At 69.3% G+C, this 21,356-nt stretch carries 22 protein-coding genes and 1 pseudogene; 18 read left to right on the top strand and 5 right to left on the bottom strand.

All coding sequences use genetic code 11. The features are described from left to right. The first annotated feature begins 45 nt into the window (after positions 1-45). Both AC1DP3_RS08380 and AC1DP3_RS08375 read left to right on the top strand, forming a co-directional pair. Complete coding sequence (locus tag AC1DP3_RS08380) at positions 46-858, top strand: 4-hydroxy-tetrahydrodipicolinate reductase (protein ID WP_477292702.1); 813 nt, start codon at positions 46-48, stop codon at positions 856-858. After that, positions 855-1,307, top strand: coding sequence for a hypothetical protein (locus AC1DP3_RS08375; RefSeq protein WP_477292701.1), 453 nt, complete (start codon positions 855-857; stop codon positions 1,305-1,307). The genes AC1DP3_RS08380 and AC1DP3_RS08375 overlap by 4 nt, the downstream gene beginning before the upstream one ends. Here the strand turns inward: AC1DP3_RS08375 and AC1DP3_RS08370 are convergent. The 4 genes from AC1DP3_RS08370 to AC1DP3_RS08355 all read right to left on the bottom strand — a co-directional run bounded on the left by AC1DP3_RS08370 (position 1,304) and on the right by AC1DP3_RS08355 (position 3,799). Next, entirely contained in the window at positions 1,304-2,278 is a 975-nt protein-coding gene (locus tag AC1DP3_RS08370; RefSeq protein WP_477292700.1) for a TIGR01777 family oxidoreductase, read from the bottom strand. The two genes, AC1DP3_RS08375 and AC1DP3_RS08370, sit on opposite strands and share 4 nt — an antisense overlap. Positions 2,279-2,297: 19 nt before the next feature. Next, entirely contained in the window at positions 2,298-2,723 is a 426-nt protein-coding gene (locus AC1DP3_RS08365; RefSeq protein ID WP_477292699.1) for an OsmC family peroxiredoxin, read from the bottom strand. A 106-nt stretch (positions 2,724-2,829) separates the two neighbouring features. Continuing rightward, positions 2,830-3,369: a DUF4395 domain-containing protein gene (locus tag AC1DP3_RS08360; RefSeq protein ID WP_477292698.1), complete on the bottom strand. Its 540-nt coding sequence runs from the start codon at positions 3,367-3,369 to the stop codon at positions 2,830-2,832. After that, positions 3,362-3,799 carry a TlpA family protein disulfide reductase gene (locus AC1DP3_RS08355; protein WP_477292697.1) on the bottom strand — a complete coding sequence of 146 codons (438 nt, stop codon included), beginning with the start codon at positions 3,797-3,799 and terminating at the stop codon, positions 3,362-3,364. The genes AC1DP3_RS08360 and AC1DP3_RS08355 overlap by 8 nt, the downstream gene beginning before the upstream one ends. Before the next feature lie 94 nt (positions 3,800-3,893). On the opposite strand from AC1DP3_RS08355, the gene thyX reads away from it, so the two are divergent. Both thyX and AC1DP3_RS08345 read left to right on the top strand, forming a co-directional pair. Next, positions 3,894-4,637, top strand: coding sequence for an FAD-dependent thymidylate synthase (gene thyX / locus AC1DP3_RS08350; RefSeq protein ID WP_477292696.1), 744 nt, complete (start codon positions 3,894-3,896; stop codon positions 4,635-4,637). Positions 4,638-4,639: 2 nt separating this feature from the next. Next, positions 4,640-5,406: pseudogene (locus tag AC1DP3_RS08345) on the top strand (SDR family NAD(P)-dependent oxidoreductase). Between the two features lie 23 nt (positions 5,407-5,429). Here the strand turns inward: AC1DP3_RS08345 and AC1DP3_RS08340 are convergent. Beyond that, positions 5,430-7,007 (bottom strand): Na+/H+ antiporter, encoded by a 1,578-nt coding sequence (locus AC1DP3_RS08340; RefSeq protein ID WP_477292695.1) that lies wholly within the window; start codon positions 7,005-7,007, stop codon positions 5,430-5,432. Positions 7,008-7,112: 105 nt separating this feature from the next. Here AC1DP3_RS08340 and dapA point away from each other — a divergent pair, with 105 nt between their 5' ends. The 14 genes from dapA to dapF all read left to right on the top strand — a co-directional run bounded on the left by dapA (position 7,113) and on the right by dapF (position 21,294). Beyond that, positions 7,113-8,090, top strand: a complete 978-nt coding sequence (gene dapA / locus AC1DP3_RS08335; RefSeq protein WP_477292694.1) for a 4-hydroxy-tetrahydrodipicolinate synthase — start codon at positions 7,113-7,115, stop codon at positions 8,088-8,090. Positions 8,091-8,171: 81 nt separating this feature from the next. After that, positions 8,172-9,848, top strand: coding sequence for a ribonuclease J (locus tag AC1DP3_RS08330; RefSeq protein WP_477292693.1), 1,677 nt, complete (start codon positions 8,172-8,174; stop codon positions 9,846-9,848). A 46-nt stretch (positions 9,849-9,894) separates the two neighbouring features. After that, entirely contained in the window at positions 9,895-10,389 is a 495-nt protein-coding gene (locus AC1DP3_RS08325) for an N-acetyltransferase family protein (RefSeq protein ID WP_477292692.1), read from the top strand. A gap of 112 nt (positions 10,390-10,501) precedes the next feature. Continuing rightward, positions 10,502-13,171: an FtsK/SpoIIIE family DNA translocase gene (locus AC1DP3_RS08320; protein WP_477292691.1), complete on the top strand. Its 2,670-nt coding sequence runs from the start codon at positions 10,502-10,504 to the stop codon at positions 13,169-13,171. A 1-nt stretch (position 13,172) separates the two neighbouring features. Beyond that, positions 13,173-13,751: a CDP-diacylglycerol--glycerol-3-phosphate 3-phosphatidyltransferase gene (pgsA, locus tag AC1DP3_RS08315; protein WP_477292690.1), complete on the top strand. Its 579-nt coding sequence runs from the start codon at positions 13,173-13,175 to the stop codon at positions 13,749-13,751. Beyond that, positions 13,748-14,293, top strand: coding sequence for a CinA family protein (locus AC1DP3_RS08310; RefSeq protein ID WP_477292689.1), 546 nt, complete (start codon positions 13,748-13,750; stop codon positions 14,291-14,293). The genes pgsA and AC1DP3_RS08310 overlap by 4 nt, the downstream gene beginning before the upstream one ends. A 163-nt stretch (positions 14,294-14,456) precedes the next feature. Beyond that, positions 14,457-14,777 (top strand): helix-turn-helix domain-containing protein, encoded by a 321-nt coding sequence (locus AC1DP3_RS08305; RefSeq protein WP_477292688.1) that lies wholly within the window; start codon positions 14,457-14,459, stop codon positions 14,775-14,777. Positions 14,778-14,816: 39 nt separating this feature from the next. Further along, the gene (locus AC1DP3_RS08300) at positions 14,817-15,041 is read left to right on the top strand and encodes a DUF3046 domain-containing protein (protein WP_477292687.1); all 225 of its coding nucleotides are present in this window, start codon (positions 14,817-14,819) and stop codon (positions 15,039-15,041) included. A gap of 327 nt (positions 15,042-15,368) precedes the next feature. Further along, entirely contained in the window at positions 15,369-16,421 is a 1,053-nt protein-coding gene (gene recA, locus AC1DP3_RS08295; protein ID WP_477292686.1) for a recombinase RecA, read from the top strand. A gap of 81 nt (positions 16,422-16,502) precedes the next feature. Beyond that, positions 16,503-17,303, top strand: a complete 801-nt coding sequence (locus AC1DP3_RS08290) for a regulatory protein RecX (RefSeq protein WP_477292685.1) — start codon at positions 16,503-16,505, stop codon at positions 17,301-17,303. Positions 17,304-17,456: 153 nt separating this feature from the next. Continuing rightward, positions 17,457-19,007, top strand: a complete 1,551-nt coding sequence (gene miaB, locus AC1DP3_RS08285; protein WP_477292684.1) for a tRNA (N6-isopentenyl adenosine(37)-C2)-methylthiotransferase MiaB — start codon at positions 17,457-17,459, stop codon at positions 19,005-19,007. Between the two features lie 15 nt (positions 19,008-19,022). Continuing rightward, a complete protein-coding gene (miaA, locus tag AC1DP3_RS08280; RefSeq protein ID WP_477292683.1) occupies positions 19,023-19,937 on the top strand; it encodes a tRNA (adenosine(37)-N6)-dimethylallyltransferase MiaA in 915 nt (304 codons plus the stop codon). After that, on the top strand, positions 19,934-20,377 hold the full coding sequence (locus AC1DP3_RS08275) for a GNAT family acetyltransferase (protein WP_477292682.1): 444 nt from the start codon (positions 19,934-19,936) through the stop codon (positions 20,375-20,377). Before miaA ends, AC1DP3_RS08275 begins: the two co-directional genes overlap by 4 nt. A 56-nt stretch (positions 20,378-20,433) precedes the next feature. Next, complete coding sequence (gene dapF / locus AC1DP3_RS08270; RefSeq protein WP_477292681.1) at positions 20,434-21,294, top strand: diaminopimelate epimerase; 861 nt, start codon at positions 20,434-20,436, stop codon at positions 21,292-21,294. The last annotated feature ends 62 nt before the right edge of the window (positions 21,295-21,356 follow it).

Genomic DNA, 21,356 nt, shown 5'->3' with positions numbered 1-21,356 from the left:
AGACGCGGCCGGCCGGCTCAGCGCGCCGCGTCTAGGCTGGAGCGCATGACGACGCGCGTGGCCCTCGTGGGCGGGACCGGCAAGCTCGGCGGGATCATCCGCGATGTCGTGGAGGCCGAGCCCGGGTTCGAGCTTGTCGCTGTGCTGTCGTCCCGCTCCTCGCTGTCCGACCTCGAGGGCGCCGACCTCGTCGTCGACGCCTCGACACCCGCCGTCTCGATCGACGTGGTGCGCGCCGCGGTCGAGCGGGGCATCAACGTCCTGGTGGGGACGTCCGGGTGGTCCGCGGAGCGCATCGCGCTCATCCGGCCCCTGGTGCAGGCGTCTGGAACCGGCGCCGTCTTCATCCCGAACTTCTCGCTCGGGTCGGTGCTCGGCTCAGCCCTGGCGGCGGCCGCAGCACCCTTCTTCCCTTCCGTCGAGATCATCGAGGCGCACCGCGAGACCAAGATCGACTCTCCGAGCGGCACCGCCGTGCGCACGGCCGAGCTCATCGCCGCTGCGCGCTCGACCGTCGGGCCTGTGGAGTCGCCGCACGTCGATCAGCGGGCCCGTGGTCAGCAGGTGGCGAGCGTCCCCGTCCACTCGCTGCGCCGTCCCGGCGTCGTCGCACGTCAGGAGACGATCCTGTCGGGCCCGGGCGAGTCCCTGTCGATCGTCCACGACACCGTCGACCCCGCCCCGGCCTACACGCCCGGCATCCGGCTGGCGCTTGCCGCCGCACGGGACGCCAAGGGCGTCGCGGTAGGGCTAGACAGCTTCATCGACATCGGGCTGCGCCTGCGGGGCGCCGACGAGCCCGGGCCGCTCGACGAGGGCGGCGTCCCCGGCCAGGTGGCCCGGGCGACCGGAGCGTGAGCGCACGCATCGGCGTCGCCGTCATGGCGGTGCTCCTCGCCCTGTACATCGGGCTCGTCGCCCAGCGAGGATGGCTGCTGCTCACGAGCGGAGAGCCCATCGGCATCGCGATGGGGGTCGCGCTCTTCGTGCTGCCGCTCATCGCCGTGTGGGCCCTGGGGCGCGAGCTGTGGTTCGGGGTACGCGCGGAGAGCATCGGGCGCAAGCTCGAGAACGAGGGCGGACTTCCCGATCAGGAGGTCGCCGTCCGTCCCAGCGGACGCGTGATCCGCGAGGACGGCGATGCCGCGTTCCCCCAGTTCCGCGCCGACGTCGAGGCACACCCCGACGAGTGGCGCGCCTGGTACCGGCTGGGGCTCGCCTACGACGCCGCAGGAGACCGGAGGCGCGCCAGGGCCGCCGTCCGGAAGGCGATCGCCCTCGAGGGCGCTGAGCGCCGTACGTCCTAACGGGCGCGGACGTCAGCCTGCGACCCGCGCTCGAGCGTCCCTGATCGATCGCCGACCACGATCGTCGCGGACCGGTGGGCGGGAACCGCCGCGGCGACCGCCTCCTCCACCGTCGGGTGGGTGAAGGCGAAGCCCGTGCGTTCGAGCACGGTGGGCCGGACGTCGGCGTCAGTCGTGAGAAGCGCCTCGGTCGCGTCCGAGCCGAGGGCCAGGCGCAGCGCCCATTCCGGTGCGCGCACGAGGTAAGGGCGGTTGAGGCGCAGTGCCAGGGCGAAGCCGAGGTCGTTCGCGTGGGCCGGCGTCGGGCCGGTGAGATTCACCGGACCCTCGATGCCGTGGTCGATGACATGCCGGATGCCGGCGATCTCGTCCACGAGCGATATCCACGGCCAGATCTGCGTTCCGCGGCCGATCGGCCCGCTCACTCCCAGCTTCGTCAGCAGGAGCAGGGGTTTGAGGACGCCCTCCGCGTGGACCACCGGCGCGGTGCGCAGAAGGCTGACGCGCGCGTGCAGACCGGCTGCCCGCGCCGCCGACTCCCACTCGCCGCAGAGGTCGGCGAGAAACGATTCGCCCCTCCGCGAGTTCTCGGTGATCACTCCGGGCGGGGCCGAGCCGTAGAACCCGACCGCCGAGGAGGAGACCAACGCGGGCGCACCCTCACCCAGTTCGCGCACCGCGCGGGCGAGTGCCTGCGTCGGCGCGATCCGCGACCACACGAGCGTGTGCTTGTACGAGGCCGTCCACGGGAAGCGGCCGATGCTCGCGCCGTTGAGTCCGACGACGGCCTCCGCTCCTTCGAGCACAGCGGGATCGAGGGGGGCGTCACTCGTCAGCCATTCCACCTCGTCGGGCGCCTTCGCGGCGCGCCGCACGAGACGAGTGACGGCGACGCCGTCGGCGCGCAGGCTGTCGATCAGCGCCGAGCCGATCAGGCCCGAAGCGCCCGCGACGACGACGCGGCGCGGCATCCCTTGATCCCCGGCGGGGTCAGGCAAGCGTCGCCTCGAGGGTGATCTCGATCCCGGCGAGCGCCTTCGAGACCGGGCAGTTCGCCTTCGCGTCGTTCGCGAGCGTCGCGAAGTCCTCGGGGCTGAGGCCGGGCACGGATGCCTCGACGTTCAGGTGGCTTCCGGTGATCCCGGTGCCGGGGATGAAGGTGACGGATGCCGTCGTCTCGATGCTCTCCGGAGGGGTGCCGTTCTTCGCGAGGGTGGCTGAGAAGGCCATGCTGAAGCACGAGGAGTGCGCCGCTGCGATGAGCTCTTCCGGTGTCGTGACCGAGGTCGATCCCTCGCTGCGAGCCTTCCAGTTCACGGCGAGCGGGCCCTGGTTGGAACTCTCCAGGGCGACCTGCCCTGATCCCTCGGTGAGGGTTCCCTTCCACGACGTGGTGGCTTCGCTCGTAACGCTCATGGGTTCCTCCGTGTCGGCGGTGACGGGCTCGTGACGGCCCTCGCGGGTCAGCCTAACCGCCGGTCCGACACGACGGAACGATGGATCCCCGACGATCGGGCGATGCTCAGGCGGTGGCCGTGCGCTCGCGGCCGACCAGCCCGATGCGCTGCAGCACGAGGTACAGCTCGCAGCCGAGGCACAGGCCGAACACCGCATTGAGGAAGGCGGCGATGAAGGCGAGGCCCGCCGAGATCGGAAGCGCCAGAGGCACCCCCGCCAGATGCAGGACGAGCCCGACGCCGACCACGAAGAGTCCCACTCCCTGGGCGAACCGGGGCGGACGAGGGTCTTCGAGCTCGGTGGCAGGCGACAGGCGCGGCTGCACCAGACGGCGGTAGAGGACTCCCCACGGCGCCGTCCGCGGTGAGAGCACGCCCCACAGGAACAGCAGCGCCGTCAGCAGCAGGAGCAGGAACGCGGGGTCCGCGACCCGCTCGGCGATCGACGACTCCGCGACCGCCCACGTGCCGTCCGGGGTCTGGGCGGTCGCGAGGCCGGTCAGGGCGAGGAAGACGTCGATCAGCAGGAGCACCGCGGTGATGCCGGCCGCGAAGCGCGGGCCGCGGGCGTCGATGCCCTCGCCGGTGGTGAAGATGTCAGACATCGGCGTTCTCTCCGGTCAGTCGGGCGAGTTCGAGTTCGAGGACCTCGCGACTGGGCGCGCCCCCGAATCGGGTCTGGACGGCGCCGTCCTTGTCGAGGATCAGCGTCGTCGGTGTCTGCAGGACGTGGAAGTGCTTGGCGATGTCAGGCCTGTGGGTCAGATCGACGTTGAGATGCAGCACTCCGGCGTGCTCGTCGGCCACGCTCGCGAGTGTGCGATGGACCCCGGGGCAGCGCGCGCACAGCTCGGTGCTGAACTGCAGGAGGGTGGCGAATTCGCCGAGCCCGTCGGCGCCCAGGCGCTCGGGCTGCACCACCTCGTGGGAGATGTGGCGCTGCGGACGGTTCTGCCGCCACTGCAGGAAGGCGCCCAGAAGGACGGTCGCCGCCAGCAGGACGGCGAGCACGACCAGCGCCCCCACGAGGTTCACAACTGATCAGCGTATCTGCAATCGGCTGAATGGATCCCGAGCGAGCTTGTGTGACGCGCGCGTCGTAACAATCGCCAGTCGGTAGGTTGGAGATGTGAGCGTCCCCGCAGAGACCCCCGTGATCGAGTTCCGCAGCGATGTGACCGTCGAGCTGGTGCGCGCGAGCGCCTCCGACTCGGACGTGCTGTTCGCCGCCCGCGTGTCCACGCAGGGTGAGCAGACGCTCGATGCCGCGGCCGCCGGCACCGAGGCGGGTGCGAAGGACCGCGGCCTGATCAACTACCTCATGCGAGACCGCCACGGTTCGCCGTTCGAGCACAACTCCATGACGTTCTACGTCCAGGCGCCGATCTTCGTCTTCCGTGAGTTCATGCGGCACCGGATCGCCTCGTACAACGAGGAGTCGGGCCGCTACCGTGAGCTTCGCCCCGTCTTCTACGTCCCGGCCCGTGAGCGCAACCTGCTCCAGGTCGGGAAGCCCGGTGCCTACGAGTTCCTCCCTGGGAGCGACGAGCAGTTCGAGCTGGTCGACACCGCCACCCGCGAGGCATCCGCCCATGCCTTCGAGGCGTATCAGCGGATGCTGGCAGCCGGCGTCGCCCGTGAAGTGGCGCGCATCGTCCTTCCGCTGAACATCTACTCGTCGATGTACGTCACGATGAATGCCCGCGCGCTCATGAACTTCCTGTCGCTGCGCACCAAGGTGGAGGGGACGCACTTCCCGTCCTTCCCGCAGCGCGAGATCGAGATGTGCGCCGAGAAGATGGAGGCGGTCTGGCGCGAGCGGATGCCGCTCACCCACGCTGCATTCAACGCGAACGGCCGCGTCGCGCCCTGACCATGGGCAGGACGGCTCTCATCACGGGGGCGAGCTCGGGGCTGGGCGCGGAGTACGCCACGCAGCTCGCCGCCCGGGGCTTCGGTCTCGTGCTGGTGGCACGTGACCAGGAGGCGCTCGCGGAGCGGGCCGCCGAGCTGCGTGGCCGGTTCGGGGTCGACGTCGAGGTGCTCGCCGCCGATCTCGTGGAGCCCGGGAAGCGCGCCGCGGTCGAGGCCCGCCTCACCGATCCCGAGCGTCCCATCGACATCCTGGTCAACAACGCCGGGTTCGGTCTCCCGCTCGCGTTCGAGACCAACGACATCGAGGACGAGGCCCGCCACCTCGCGCTCCACGTCGAGGTGCCCATGCGGCTGATGCACGCGGCGCTGACCCCCATGCTCGCGCGGGGACGGGGCCGGATCCTCAACGTCGCCTCGGTGGCGGCCTTCATGCCCCGCTCGACGTACGGCGCGTGCAAGCGATGGCTCCTGGATTTCAGCCGATGGGCGAACGCGGAGTACTCACCGCGGGGCGTCTCGGTCACCGCCGTCTGCCCGGGCTTCACCCACACCGGCTTTCACCGGCGGATGGGGCTGGCCCCCGGGCGCGAGGGCATCTCCGACTTCCTCTGGCTGCAGGCGGACGATGTGGTGCGCGAATCGCTCCGAGATGCCGCGCACGGCAGAGCCGTGTCCATCCCCTCGGCGCGCGGTACAAGGTGCTGACGCGCGCGGTGCGCGTGCTTCCCGACCGTTGGGCATCGCGCCTCGGCCGTCGTGGCCGCTGACCTCGCGACCTGATTCTCTGCGGCTATTCGATCTCGCGGCCCGTGAGCCGGATCTCCTCGATGTCGAGCTGAGCCTGGAGGCTGCGGACGACCGTGTCATCGATCCGACGCTCGTCCCGCAGCCGCAGCACGGTCTCTCGCTTGATCTGCATGGCGGCCAGGCGCAGGCTCGCGTACTGCTCCTTCGCGCGGGCCGTCTCGACGCCGTCCTCCGAGTCGCCGTCGGCTTCGACCACGGCGAGGAGCTGCTCGACCTCGCGGATCACCTTGTCGCGAACCTCGTCATCGATGCTCAGCTCATCAGCGAGTCGCGGCAGGGCATCGAGCGCTGCGCGCGTCGACTCGACCTGGGCGAGCCGGCGCTCGTCGTCCTCGGTTCCCGCGGGAAGATGCGCCCACCGGATCATGGCGGGGAGGAGCGGACCCTGCACCGCGATCGTCAGCACGATGACGACGGCGGTCACGAAGACGATGAGGCTGCGCAGCGGGAAGTCGTCCCCGCCCACGACGGTGAGGGGAACGGCGAGGGCCGCCGCGAGCGAGACCGCACCGCGGAATCCGGCGAAGGAGTTCATCACGAGCGCCCGAGTGGAGGCGCGCAGCGTCCGCTGGTACGGCCGCCGGTCGACGGTGCGCAGGATGCCGGTGATCACGAAGGTGAAGATCAGGCGAACCGCCAGGATCGCGAGCCACACGATGACCCCGAGCAGGATGCCGAAGCCGAGGTCGCGAGCCGGCAGATCGCGCACGACCACCTGAACCTCCAGGCCGATGAGCACGAACAGAGCGCCGTTCAGCATGTAGGTCGTCAGCGTCCAGAACGACCGCACCTGGTCGCGAGCCTCGGCGCGGGCGACGCGGGGACCTCGCCAGCCCATCAGGAGGCCGCACACGACGACCGCGAGGACTCCCGAGGCATGGACGAGCTCGGCGGCGAGGAACGCCAGGAAGGGCGTCACGATCATGCCGACGTTGCTCGCCAGGGTGTTCGGGATGCGGCGCAGCACCGTGCCGAGAAGGCCCACCAGAAGACCGATGGCTACCCCGCCGACGTACGAGACGATGAGCTCCCACGTGACGGTGAGCGGTGTCAGCTCCGCCTCTCCGACGGCGACGCTCACGGCGATGCCGTAGATCACCAGCGCGGTGCCGTCGTTGATCAGGCTCTCCGCCCGCAGCACCGTGCGCTGGCGCAGGGGGAGCGCGCCGGCGAGGTTGCCGACCGCCGTCGCGTCCGTCGGTGCGAGGGCCGCACCCATCACGAGTGCCACGGCCCACGGCATCCCGAACCAGCTGCCGACCCCTGCAACGGCGAAGGCGGTCGCGACCACGAGCAGTGTGCCGTTGATCAGGATGACCCTGATGTAGCGTCGGCTCTCGCGAAGCGAGGTTGTGATGCTCTCCCAGAACAGGATCGCGGGAAGGAACAGCAGCAGGACCGCCTCGGACGGCAGCTGCACGTCGCGGAGGGCGGGGATGAACCCGAGCAGCACCCCCACCACGAGCTGCACGAGTGCGAGGGGGACCCGCAGGCGCGGAGCGAGCACCGCGGCGAGGACGAGGGCCGCGCCGATGGCGACGATCGTTTCGAGTGCGAGCACGCATGACCTCCTCGAGCAGGGGTGTGCGGGTCAGCGTACCGATCCTCTGGAGGGCCAGGGCGATCGGGGGAGGGGATGGACGCTGTCAGCCGATAACCTGAAGGCATGACGCACTCGGGCAATCCGTTCGGACAGGTGCTCGTCGCGCTGATCACACCGATGGCAGCCGACGGCGAAGTCGATTGGCCCGCTGTAGAGAAGCACATGGACGACGTCATCACGGCCGGTGCGGACGGCATCGTCGTGACCGGCACAACGGGCGAGACCTCCACCCTCACGGATGCCGAGAAGATCCGGCTCGTCGAGGTGGGCAAGGATGTCGCGGCGGGGCGGGCGAAGATCATCACGGGCGGCGGCTCCAACGAGACCGCGCACGCGATCGAGCTCTACAAGGCGAGCGAGAAGGCCGGCGCCGACGGGATCATGATCGTCACGCCCTACTACAACAAGCCCACCCAGGCGGGCATCCTGACGCACTTCCGGCTCGTCGCCGATGCGACCGACCTGCCCGTGATCCTCTACGACATCCCGGGGCGCACCGGGGTTCCCATCAAGTACGAGACGATCCTGCGGATCGCGAAGCACCCGAACGTGCTCGCGATCAAGGACGCCAAGGGCGACTTCAGCGAGGTCAGCCGCGTGCTCAATCAAACCGACCTCCTGTACTTCTCGGGCGACGACGCGAACGTGCTGCCGCACCTGTCGATCGGAGCCGCGGGCCTCATCGGCGTGACGGCGAACATCGCGGCCCAGCCCTACCGCGTCATCGTGGACGCCGTGAACCGCGGCGATCTGAAGGCGGCGACCGAAGCGCACATGCAGCTCGAGCCGCTCGTGCGCGCCGTCATGACCCACGTCCCCGGCACCGTGTCTGCGAAGTACATCCTCCACGGCCTCGGCCGCATCGGGAGCCCCCGGGTCCGCCTGCCCCTCGTCGGACCGGAGGAGTGGGAGGCCGCCATGATCGAGGACGAGCTCGCACTCGTCCGCGACGTCCCGGGCGCCGATTTCTCCAACTTCCGCCCCGACCGCAATGCGGCCGCCGGCGGCGCACTCCCCAAGGTCTCTGGCACGACCAGATGACCTGCATCGGCGCGCAGCGATCGGCTCGCGTCGCCACGACATCCGCGGGGCACAGGCTCCGGCATCCGGAGGAAGGCTGACATGCCCAGCACCGTCTACGACCCGCCCCAGCTCGAATCGGGCACTCTGCGGGTGACGCCCCTCGGCGGGCTCGGCGAGGTCGGTCGCAACATGACCGTCTTCGAATACGAGGGCAAGCTGCTCGTCGTCGACTGCGGCGTCCTGTTCCCCGAGGAGCATCAGCCCGGCGTCGACCTGATCCTCCCGGACTTCGAGCCGATCAAGCATCGCCTGGACGACATCGTCGGCGTGGTCCTCACCCACGGCCACGAAGACCACATCGGGGCGGTTCCCTACCTCCTCCGCCTCAAGCCCGACATCCCGCTCGTCGGATCGGGGCTCACGCTCGCCCTCGTCGAGGCGAAGCTCAAGGAGCACCGCATCAAGGCCTTCACCCTGACGGTGAAGGAGGGCCAGCGGGAGCGGCTCGCCCCGTTCGACCTCGAGTTCATCGCCGTCAACCACTCCATCCCCGATGCACTCGCCGTCGCCATCCGCACTCCCGCCGGTCTCGTGCTGGCGACCGGGGACTTCAAGATGGACCAGCTGCCCCTCGACGGGCGGCTGACCGACCTCCGTGCCTTCGCGCGGCTCGGCGAAGAGGGAGTCGACCTCTTCCTCGTGGACTCGACGAATGCTGACGTCCCCGGCTTCACGCCGCTCGAGCGGTCGATCGGCCCGGTGCTGGACCAGGTGATCGGCAAGGCCCCTCGCCGGGTCATCGTGGCCAGCTTCTCCAGTCACGTGCATCGCGTGCAGCAGGTGCTCGATGCCGCAGCCGCGCACGGGCGTCGCGTCGCGCTCCTCGGCCGCAGCATGGTGCGCAACATGACCATCGCCGAGGACCTCGGCTACCTGCACGTCCCCGACGGCGTGTTCGTCGACTACAAGAAGGCGCGAGATCTCCCGGAGGACCAGGTCGTCTACATGTCGACCGGATCGCAGGGCGAGCCCATGGCGGTGCTCAGCCGCATGGCGAACAACGACCATGAGATCGAGCCGGGTCCCGGCGACACGGTGATCCTCGCATCGAGCCTGATCCCGGGCAACGAGAACGCGGTGTACCGCGTCATCGACGGGCTGACGAAGCTCGGTGCGAACGTCGTGCACAAGGGCAACGCGAAGGTCCACGTCTCGGGGCACGCCGCCGCGGGGGAGCTCCTCTACTGCTACAACATCCTGAAGCCGAAGAACGTCCTGCCCGTCCACGGCGAGTACCGGCACCTCATCGCGAACGCACGCCTCGCGCAGGACACCGGCATCCCGGAACAGCGGACCATCATCGGCGAGAACGGCACGGTGGTCGACCTTCGCGGCGGCATCGCCCGAGTCGTCGGGCAGCTCGACATCGGCTTCGTCTACGTCGACGGCTCGACGGTGGGCGAGATCACGGATGCCGATCTCAAGGACCGCCGGATCCTCGGCGAGGAGGGCTTCATCTCGGTCATCGTCGTGGTGGATGCCGCGACCGGTAAGATCGTCTCCGGGCCCGAGATCCACGCTCGAGGGTTCGCCGAGGACGACGCCGTGTTCGATGCGGTCAAGCCGAAGATCGCTGCCGCCCTCGCCGAGGCCGCGAAGTCGGGAGTCCGCGATCCGCACGCGCTCTCGCAGGTCGTGAGGCGGACGATCGGCCGCTGGGTCAACCAGTCGCTGCGCCGTCGGCCGATGATCATCCCCCTCGTCATCGAGGCGTAACTCGGTCGACACGGGAGCCGGGCGGCAGGCCGGATAGGATCCGAGCATGCCCTCCACATTCCAGATCCGTGCCGCCGCGCAGGCGGACGGGCTGTTTCTGGGCGACATGGTGGTCGAGGCCGCGAACTGGCGCCGCGGCGGCGCGCGTGCCCGCCACGAGGTGATGACGAACGGCGAGCACAGCCGCTATGTCTCGGGCTGGATGCGCCCGGGCGACGCCGGCTTCATTGCCGTGGACCCCCAGGGCCAGCCGATCGGCGCCGCCTGGTACCGCACCCTGCCTCGCAGCGACCCGGGCTTCGGGTACGTCGGCACAGGAGTGCCCGAGCTCATCATCGGCGTGCGGCCCATCTGGCGCGCGCACGGCGTCGGGCGGGCGCTTCTCCAGCGGCTGTGCGACCACGCCCGCGCTCAGGGCTACGCACGGCTGAGTCTCAGCGTCGAGCGCGACAACTACGCCGCGACCCTCTACCGCAGTGAGGGCTTCGCCGTCACGCAGGGCGGGATCGGCCGCGACACGATGGTCAAACGCCTGCGCTGAGGACGGATGCCGGCATCCGCGCCGCCCGAATCGGCATGTCGCCGCTCGATACCGGGGGCTGAAGGTCGCGTCGATCCGCGCAAAGTCCGGCTGTTCGACGTAGCGTGGGGGCATGGCCAGGAGCTCCAATCCGACCACGCCCGGTCGCGCGCCCGCAAAAGGGACTGCTTCGCGCGCCCGCAAGCCGGAGCCCGCGCCGAAGCGGTACGTCGGCGAGTCCGACAAGCCCCCGCTCGCGGTCCGCGCCTGGCTCGGCCTCGCGCACGCGACAGGCGGGCTCTTCCGCGCGTTCGGTCCCGAGACGCTCGAGAAGGAGCAGCGACGCGACGGCTTCCCGTTCCTGCTCGTGCTGCTTGCGATCGCCGGCGCGGTTGTCGAGTGGTTCTTCATCGGCTCTGACGTCGCCAAGACGATCAGCGCCTATTCGGCCGGCGCCCTCGTCGGTCGAGCGTCCTTCGTCCTGCCGGTCCTGCTGATCCTCCTCGCCGGCTGGCTGTTCCGGCATCCGTCCTCGGTGCACGACAACGGCCGCATCGGCATCGGGTTCGGGCTTTTCGTCCTCACCCTCGCGGGCTTCTGCCACGTCCTCGGCGGCCGTCCCCAGCCGAACGCGGGCCTTCCTGCCCTGAGCGAGGCAGGTGGAGTCCTCGGGTGGATGCTGGGGGAGCCGCTGGCTCTCGTCATCACCGAGGTCGGCGCCTGCATCGTGCTCGGCATCCTGAGCCTGCTCAGCATCCTGATCCTCACCAAGACGCCGCCCAACCGCATCGGACGCCGGCTCGGCGACCTGTACGCCTGGATGTTCGGCGAGGAGCGCTCGGAGCCCCTCGAGCGGGCGGCCGCGCAGCCGGCCGAAGACGCGGTCGACCCGTCGGTGCCCTGGTGGCGGCGCAACAAGACCGGTCGCGAGGAGGATCCGGGCACCGGGATCGGCTCGCAGGACCTCACCGAGCTGCTGCCGCCCGGCTCGACGCAGGGCGGTTTCGAGCAGGCGATCACCACGCCGGCGCAGCTCGTCCCGCAACCCGACGCGGTGACGGAGATCATCGTCCCGGCCGCGGCGAAGCCACGTGCTGCGCAGGGCGACACATCGCTGCGCGACGACGACGGGGGAGCGGACGGCGAACTCCCCGGGCTGTCCGGCATCGGCTTCGACGCGGTCGAGGATTCGAGCGCCCGCCCCTACCGCCTTCCCTCCGTGAACGCGCTTGCGGCGGGAAGCCCTCACAAGGCCCGTTCCGCCGCCAACGACGAAGTGGTGCGGGCTCTCACCAGCGTGCTCGACCAGTTCCAGGTCGACGCGCGGGTGACCGGCTTCTCGCGCGGTCCGACAGTGACCCAGTACGAGATCGAGGTCGGACACGGTGTGAAGGTCGAGCGCATCATGTCGCTCGCGAACAACATCGCGTACGCGGTGGCCTCCAACGAAGTGCGCATCCTGGCGCCCATTCCCGGCAAGAGTGCGATCGGCGTCGAGATCCCGAATGCCGACCGCGAGATCGTGACGCTCGGAGACATCCTCCGCTCCCCGGTGGCGCAGGCCTCCACGCACCCCATGACGATCGGCGTCGGCAAGGACGTCGGCGGCGGATACGTCGTCGCCAACCTCGCGAAGATGCCCCACCTCCTGGTGGCGGGTTCGACGGGATCGGGCAAGTCGAGCTTCGTGAACTCGATGATCACCAGCCTTCTCATGCGCGCCAAGCCCGCCGACGTGCGCATGGTGCTCATCGACCCCAAGCGCGTCGAGCTGACCTCCTACGCGGGCGTCCCGCACCTCATCACGCCCATCATCACGAACCCGAAGAAGGCGGCCGAAGCGCTGCAGTGGGTCGTGAAGGAGATGGACATGCGGTACGACGACCTCGCATCGTTCGGCTTCCGGCACATCGACGACTTCAACCGCGCGGTCGTCGCCGGCGAGGTCGTGGTGCCTCCCGGCAGCCAGCGCGTCCTCAAGCCCTACCCCTACCTGCTCGTCGTCGTCGACGAGCTCGCCGACCTCATGATGGTCGCGCCGCGGGATGTCGAGGACTCGATCGTCCGCATCACCCAGCTCGCCCGCGCAAGCGGCATCCACCTCGTCCTTGCCACCCAGCGCCCCTCGGTGGACGTCGTCACGGGCCTCATCAAGGCGAACGTGCCGTCGCGCCTGGCGTTCGCGGTGACGAGCGTCACCGACTCACGCGTCATCCTCGACCAGCCCGGTGCCGACAAGCTGATCGGCCAGGGCGACGGCCTCTTCCTGCCGATGGGCACCTCCAAGGCGCTCCGCGTCCAGGGCGCCTGGGTCAGCGAGGCCGAGATCGAGAAGGTCGTCAAGCACGTCACCCAGCAGGCGCGCCCGGAGTACCGCGACGACGTCGCGGCCGTGGCGGAGAAGAAGGAGGTCGACGCAGACATCGGCGACGACCTCGAGCTTCTGCTCGCCGCCGCCGAGCTCGTCGTGGGAACCCAGTTCGGCTCCACTTCGATGCTGCAGCGCAAGCTCCGAGTCGGGTTCGCCAAGGCGGGCCGGCTCATGGATCTGCTCGAGTCGCGCGAGATCGTCGGCCCCTCGGAGGGATCGAAGGCACGCGACGTGCTGCTGACGGCTGAGCAGCTTCCCGAGGTGCTCGCGCGACTGCGCGGCGAGGATGTGCCGGATGCCTCTTCCTCCGTCGCCCCCGCTTCTCACGAGTACGGGCCTGACGCCGTAGAGTCGCAATACGAGGGTTATCCGGTGGTCGAGAGCGACAGCGACGGCGATGAGGATGCCTGGGGCCTGACAGGACGGGACTGACATGGCGATTCCACGCCAGCTGCCGAACGCCATCACCATCGTGCGGATCCTCTGTGCGCCCGTGTTCTTGTGGATGCTCCTCGCCGACGGCGGCGCAGACGGGGCGCTCCGATGGTGGGCCGCCGTCCTGTTCATCGTCGCGATCGCGACCGACGGCATCGACGGCTACCTCGCACGCAAGCACGAGATCGTCACGGATCTCGGCAAGCTCCTCGACCCCATCGCCGACAAGGTGCTCACGGGCTTCGCCTTCATCGGGCTGTCGATCCTCGGCGAGCTGCCGTGGTGGGTGACGGTCGTCGTCCTGATCCGTGAGATCGGCATCACGGTCTACCGGTTCATGGTCGTCAGCGATCACGTGCTGGCCGCCGCGTGGATGGGGAAGCTCAAGACGATGGCGCAGGCGCTCGCCCTTTCGCTGGCGCTGCTGCCTCTGTGGACCCTCGTGGGCGAGTGGATCTGGTGGGTGAACGGCATCACCATGGCCGTTGCGGTCATCCTCACCATCGCGAGCGGCATCGACTACATCGTGAGCGAGGTGCGCGCCAGCCGGGCGCCGGAGGGACGGGCCTCGGCATGACCCCGTTCAGGTCTCACGACGAGGGGCTGCCGGACGAGCTCGAGCACACGCTTCAGAGCGACCGGCGCAGCGATCCCGAGCGTCTGCTCGAGCGGCTCGCGGACCTCGGGTGGACCGTGGGGGTGGCGGAGTCGATCACCGGAGGCATGGTCGTCTCCTCTCTCGTCGCCGTGCCCGGAGCCTCGGCTGTCGTCCGCGGCGGGATCGTCGCTTACGCGACCGAGCTCAAACACTCCCTCCTCGGAGTCGACTCGACCCTGCTCGAGGCGCACGGAGCCGTCCATCCGCGCGTCGCCCGTCAGATGGCCGAGGGGGTACGGGTGCGCCTCGGCCGTTCGGACGCTCCGTGCGATGTCGGCATCTCCACAACGGGGATCGCCGGCCCGGAGTCCCCCGACGGACAGCCCATCGGGACGGTGCACATCGGCGTGGCGACGCCGCTCGGCACGCGCGTGGAGTCGCTGGAACTGCGAGGCACCCGGGACGAGATCCGCACCGAGGCGGTACGTCGCGCGGTGCGAACCGCGCTCGACGCACTGTGACCGCGCGAGGGGAATTGCCTGTTTCCGGCGGGAATGAAGTCCGTTTCGAGTCGGTTACATTCCGTGATTCTCACCCGATATCCAGCGCTGGGGATTAGATTGACCGTAGTCGGTGTTGTACTGTTATCCACCCGGATGGCGGCTGAGAGAAGAGGGGGCGCTCATGATCCTGGTTCGTCACGAGATCGGTGAAGTGCTCCGCGACTTCCGTCTCCAGAAGGGTCGCACCCTGCGTCAGGTCGCGAGTCGCGCGAGCGTCGCCCTCGGCTATCTCAGCGAGGTCGAGCGCGGACAGAAGGAAGCATCCAGCGAAATCCTGGCCTCAGTGGCCGAAGCGCTTGATGTTCCGATCTCCACCGTCATGCGCGAGGTGGGCGACCGTATTGCGGTCCTCGAAGGACTCCCGACGTTCGCCGATGTCGTCCCCGACGACATCGCGGGACTGGATTCGGGCTTCATCGAGAACGAACTCTCGCTCCGCTGAGCATCCGAGACACGATTCGTCGCAGCACAGAGGTGTCCCGTGCGTCGCAGTGAATTCGAGCGCGCCGTCGCGGCTGAGTTCGGTCCGCGAGCCGGTGCCCTGCTGGTGGATCTCGTCCTGCCCACGATCGATGACCGCACCGCGGCTCAGGCGATCGCCGCCGGAGTGCCGCCGCGAGAAGTCTGGCTCGCCCTGTGCGACGAGATGGACGTGCCCGCCGAGCGTCGCTACGGCGCCGGCCGGCTGGAGCCGCGCCGCAGCTGAGGTCCGTCGCAGCCGGGTGTGACGCTGCTGCTTGGCGGCGTGTCTTCTCGCCCTTCGATACGCGGCGCTTCGCGGCGTGTCAGTCGAAAGTGTGTTCTAGAAAGACATAGGCTCCTGCACAGCAGGTGTCGAGGACGTGTCTGTCCACGGCTGCGGGAGGAGCGAGACGAATGTCGGACCCTCTCTCTAGCGTGGACCACGTCGCAAGGCACCCAACGCCTTGTCGCAGCATCCCTCCCGCCCGGGGTGGAGCGCGACAGCCTACAGGCGACAGAACATCCGGTGACGGGCTCCCCGTCGTCGGACAGAGTGCAGAAGGAGCACGCCATGCCATCACCCGCTGACCGCGAGAAGGCCCTCGAATCGGCCCTCGCTCAGATCGACCGGCAGTTCGGAAAGGGCTCGGTCATGCGACTGGGCAGCGATGACCGCGCGCCCGTCGAGGTCATCCCCACCGGCTCCATCGCACTCGACGTTGCTCTGGGCATCGGCGGACTGCCCCGCGGCCGCATCATCGAGATCTACGGCCCCGAGTCCTCGGGTAAGACGACGCTGACGCTTCACGCGATCGCCAATGTGCAGAAGCAGGGCGGCATCGCGGCGTTCATCGACGCAGAGCATGCGCTCGATCCCGACTATGCCCAGAAGCTCGGGGTCGACATCGATCAGCTTCTCGTGTCGCAGCCCGACACCGGTGAGCAGGCGCTCGAGATCGCCGACATGCTGGTGCGCTCGGGGGCCATCGACCTGGTCGTGATCGACTCCGTCGCCGCGCTCGTGCCGAAGGCCGAGATCGAGGGTGAGATGGGTGACACTCACGTCGGCCTGCAGGCGCGACTCATGTCGCAGGCGCTCCGCAAGCTCACGGGTGGTCTCAACCAGACCAACACGACCATGATCTTCATCAACCAGCTGCGCGAGAAGATCGGCGTGTTCTTCGGCTCGCCCGAGACGACGGCGGGCGGCAAGGCGCTCAAGTTCTATGCGTCTGTCCGACTCGACATCCGCCGTATCGAGACGCTCAAGGACGGCGCCGACGCCGTCGGAAACCGCACGCGTGTCAAGGTCGTCAAGAACAAGATGGCTCCGCCGTTCAAGCAGGCCGAGTTCGACATCCTCTACGGCGTCGGCATCTCCCGCGAGGGCAGCCTCATCGACTTCGGCGTCGAGCACGCCATCGTCAAGAAGTCCGGCGCCTGGTACACCTACGATGGCGAGCAGCTCGGTCAGGGCAAAGAGAACGCGCGCAACTTCCTGCTCAAKAATCCCGACGTCGCGGCCGACATCGAGTCGCAGATCAAGACGAAGCTCGGCATCGGCGTGCCTCAGGTCGCGGCACAGCCGGGTGAGGACGAGCTCGCCAAGCGTCGTCCGGCCTGATGTCCCGACGTCGCTTGGCAACCGTGTTTCGACGTCGCTCAACAACCGTGTTTCGACGTCGCTCAACAACCGCGGTGAGGTATGCCTGAGCGTGACGAGGGTGAGCCCGCAGTCGAGGTCTTCGGACCCGGCGATGGGCTCGCCCCCGTCATCCCGCTCTTCGGACGCCACACCGCCCGCTCGGCTCCTCTGCCGGCAGAGGAGCTCGCCGACTCTCCGTCGGAGACCCAGGCGGATAGCTCCCCTGAGGTCGCACCTCGGCAGGCGGCTGATCTCCGGCCAGAGCCAGCCGTGTGGCGCTCCACGTGGCATGATCGCGCCGACTCCGGCGCGGATTCCGCGGTCGCGTCGCCACCATCAGACGGGGATGACGACGCCGACCACCAGCGGTCGACCGAACTCGCCGAGAAGGGCTTGCTGAAGAAGCTGCGGGTACGGTCGCTCTCGGTCTCCGAGGCGCGTGGCGTCCTCATCACCGGAGGACTCGACGCCTCGGCGGCGGCCGACGTCATCCGTCGCTGCGAGGAGCGAGGGTACCTCGACGACGCAGCGCTGGCTGAGCAGATCGTGCACATCGGTCTCGATCGCAAGGGTCAGGGGCGGCACGTCATCGCGCAGACGCTTGCGAAGCGAGGAGTGCCACGGGCCGTCGCCGACGCGGCGCTTCTGGCGCTCCCCGACGACGATCGGGAGCGCGCGCTCGAGTTCGCCCGGTCGAAGGTGCGCTCGCTCGCTTCCGTCGATCGCGAGGCGGCGCTCCGCCGGCTTGTCGGGCAACTCGCTCGTCGTGGCTATGGCGGGTCGCTCGCGCTCGGCGTGGCCGGGCAGGCACTCGACGAGACGGCGCGGGAGCGCAGCGGAGTCCGGTTCGAAGAAGACTGACCGCTGTGCCGGCCCTGCCCAGCGCGGGTCACTCGGTCCGAGGAAGGCCGCTGGGCAGGGCCGTCACCCGGTCGGCGGCCCCTGCCCCGGAGGCCGGCGAGCAGGGCGAGGTACAGATCCCGCTCATGTGGCGGCTCGTAGACTGTTCCCATCATGTCTTCCCCTTCATCGACCCCGACTCTCATCGCGCCCTCGTCGGCCGCGAGCCGGCCCGACGGCACCGCGCGCACGTACGAGGTCCGCACCTTCGGCTGTCAGATGAACGTCCACGACTCCGAGCGGCTCTCCGGGTCGCTCGAGAGCGCAGGCTACCTCCGCGCAGAGGCGGGCGAAGAGGCAGACGTCGTCGTCATCAACACGTGCGCGGTGCGCGACAACGCTGCCGGCAGGCTCTACGGCACGCTCGGGCACTTGAAGTCGCGCAAGGACCACCGTGACGGCATGCAGATCGCCGTCGGTGGCTGCCTCGCCCAGATGGACAAGCAGACGGTACTCGACAAGGCGCCATGGGTCGACGTCGTCTTCGGGACGCACAACATGGGATCCCTGCCGAGCCTTCTCGAGCGGGCGCGCCACAACGACGAGGCCGAACTCGAGATCCTCGAGTCCCTCGAGGTGTTCCCCTCGACGCTTCCGACCAAGCGCGACTCCGTTTACAGCGGCTGGGTGTCGATCTCGGTGGGATGCAACAACACCTGCACCTTCTGCATCGTGCCGAGCCTGCGCGGCAAGGAGAAGGATCGCCGGCCCGGCGACATCCTGAACGAGATCCGCCTGCTCGTCGACGACGGGGCAATCGAGGTCACCCTCCTCGGACAGAACGTCAACTCCTACGGCGTCGAGTTCGGCGACCGTGAGGCGTTCGGAAAGCTGCTGCGGGCCGCCGGCGAGATCGAGGGGCTCGAGCGCATCCGCTTCACGAGCCCGCATCCTGCCGCTTTCACGGATGACGTCATCGACGCGATGGCCGAGACCCCGGCAGTGATGCCGCAGCTGCACATGCCGCTGCAGTCCGGCAGCGATCGCATCCTCAAGGCCATGCGCCGCTCTTACCGCAGCGAGCGGTTCCTCGGCATCCTCGACCGCGTCCGCGAGCGGATGCCGAACGCCGCCATCACCACCGACATCATCGTCGGCTTCCCGGGCGAGACGGACGAGGACTTCGAAGAGACCCTGCGGGTGGTCGAGGCATCCCGCTTCTCGAGCGCCTTCACCTTCCAGTACTCGATCCGCGAGGGCACGCCCGCCGCCACCATGCCCGACCAGGTGCCGAAGGCCGTCGTGCAGGAGCGGTTCGAGCGACTCGCAGCCCTTCAGGATCGGATCTCGCTCGAAGAGAACCAGAAGCAGGTGGGGCGCGAGCTCCAGGTGCTCGTCTCGATGGGCGAGGGCAAGAAGGACGCCGAGACGCACCGACTGACCGGACGCGCCGAGGACAATCGACTCGTCCACTTCGAACTGCCCGCCGGCTCAGAGGTTCCGCGCCCCGGTGACGTCGTGACGGTCACCGTCACCCACGCTGCGCCGTTCCATCTCCTCGCGGACTCTCCGGATGGGGCGCCGCTGCGTGTGCGTCGCACCCGCGCGGGCGATGCCTATGACCGCTCGCTCGCGGAGTCCTGCGCCATCCCCGAGCCGGCCTCCGACGCCGGCGGCACCCGCGCTGTCTCGCTCGGCCTCCCCACTCTGCGCATCGGCGTCTAGGCCCGACGACCGGGCATGACGCAGCAGCTCTGGGCCGTTGTCGGCGCGACCGGCACGGGTAAGACGGCGCTGTCGCTCGACCTCGCCGAAGCGCTGGCATCGAGAGGGCGCCGGGCCGAGATCGTCAATGCCGATGCGATGCAGCTGTATCGCGGCATGGACATCGGCACCGCCAAGCTCCCCGAGAACGAGCGGCGGGGCATCCCGCACCACCTCTTCGACGCCCTCGACGTCGCTGAGGATGCGGCGGTCGCCTGGTACCAGGATGCTGCGCGGGCGGTGATCCGCGAGATCCATGCCCGCGAGGCCGACGCGATCCTGGTCGGCGGGTCCGGGCTGTATGTCTCGGGCGTGATCTTCGACTTCCGCTTTCCACCCCGTGACCCGGAGGTCCGCGCGCGACTGGAGGGAGAGCTCGATCGCCACGGTCCGGGCGCGCTGTTCGACAGGCTGAAGCAGGCCGACCCTGCGACGGCTGCGCGCATGGACCCCCGGAACGGACGCCGCATCGTGCGCGCGCTCGAAGTGCTCGAACAGGGGTCCGCGACCCACGGCGCCGCCCTTCCGGAGGCGCCCGTCCTCTGGCATCCGGACACGCGGCTCGTCGGTGTGGAGGTCCCGCGCGACGAGCTCATCGTCCGTCTCGATGCACGCGTCGAGGGGATGTGGCGGAACGGTCTTCTGGCCGAGGTCGAGGCCCTCCGCGCACAGGGACTCGAGCACGGGGTGACCGCCCGCCGGGCGATCGGCTACGCGCAGGCGCTCGCGCAGTTGAGCGGCGAGCTGACCGAGGCCGAGGCGATCGAGCACACCCAGCAGCTGACCAGGCGGTACGCGCGTCGGCAGGTGTCCTGGTTCCGCCGCTACAACGGAGTGCAGTGGGTCGAGCCGGGCCATCCCGCATCTCGCCTGATCGAGGAGAAGCCATGACGATCGACATCCGCACGTTCGCGGTGACCGACACCGAGGCGGCAGTGGCGCTCTGGCACGCCAGCGGCCTGACACGCCCGTGGAACGATCCGCATCGCGACATCGAGCGCAAGCTCCAGGTGCAGCCCGAGCTGTTTCTCGTGGCCACCGACGGCGACGTGCTCATCGGCACGGTCATGGCCGGCTACGACGGGCATCGCGGCTGGCTCTACTACCTCGCCTCCTTGCCCGACCGGCGCGGCGAGGGCATCGCGCGGGAGCTCGTGGCCGAGGCGGAGTCGCGACTGCTCGCGATGGGGTGTCCCAAGGTCCAGCTCATGGTCCGGCCGGAGAACGAAGCGGCGCGCGGCCTCTACGCCGCGCTCGGCTACGAGCCGTTCGACACCTGGGCCACCGGCAAGCGGCTCATCGCCGACGGTCCGGCGGTCACGGCATCCTGAACCGGCGCCTGTCCCCGTCGCACCCTGACCCTCGCCCGCATCCCTAGAATCGAGGGATGCCGAACACCCTCGCCTTCACGAAAGGCCACGGCACGGGCAACGACTTCGTGATCCTTCCCGATGCCGACGGCGCGCTCGATCTTTCCGACGACCAGGTCGCGGCGCTGTGCGACCGGCGGTTCGGCATCGGCGCGGACGGCACTCTCCGGGTCGTGCGGTCCGCCGCGATCGACGAGGGAGCGGATGCTGCGGCATCCGGTGCCGAATGGTTCATGGACTACCGCAACGCGGACGGGTCGAAAGCCGAGATGTGCGGCAACGGCATCCGGGTCTTCGCGCGCTACCTCGACGCGACAGGCCTGGCGACACTCGACGCGGGGCCGCTGGCCGTCGGCACGCGTGCGGGCGTCAAGACGCTCACGCGCAGCGAGCTGGGACTCGAAGTGGATCTCGGAGCCTTCACGATCGATGAGACCGACACGCTCGTGCGCGCGCGCGGTCTCGACATCGCGCGTCCCGGAGTCGGCGTGGACCTCGGCAACCCCCACGTCGTCGTCGCCCTCTACACGCCGGCAGAGCTCGAGGGCCTCGACCTGACGGCGCAGCCCATCCTCGACCCTGTGCCTCGGAACGGAGCCAACGTCGAGTTCGTCGTGCCGAGCGACCCGCTCGTGCGCGACGGGGTGGGTTCGATCCGCATGCGCGTCTTCGAGCGCGGCGTCGGCGAGACGCTCAGCTGCGGTACGGGGGTCGCGGCGGCGGCGCTGGCCGTGCGGCACTGGGCCGGACGTGGCGCTCCGGACGACTGGACCGTCGACGTCCCCGGCGGGCGACTCGGCGTACGGATGCGCGAGGGCCACGTCTTCCTGTCCGGGCCTGCGACGCTGGTGTTCTCGGGGGACGTCGCGCTCGCCTGACGAGCCGACTTCGCCCACCCTGGGCACCTCCCGCGCCGCATCCGACGTCTCGATCGTGGGTC

Source organism: Microbacterium sp. P5_B6 (genome assembly GCF_056400345.1).
The sequence above is the reverse complement of the archived record's forward strand: the minus strand, read 5'-3'. Positions and strand labels throughout refer to the sequence as shown.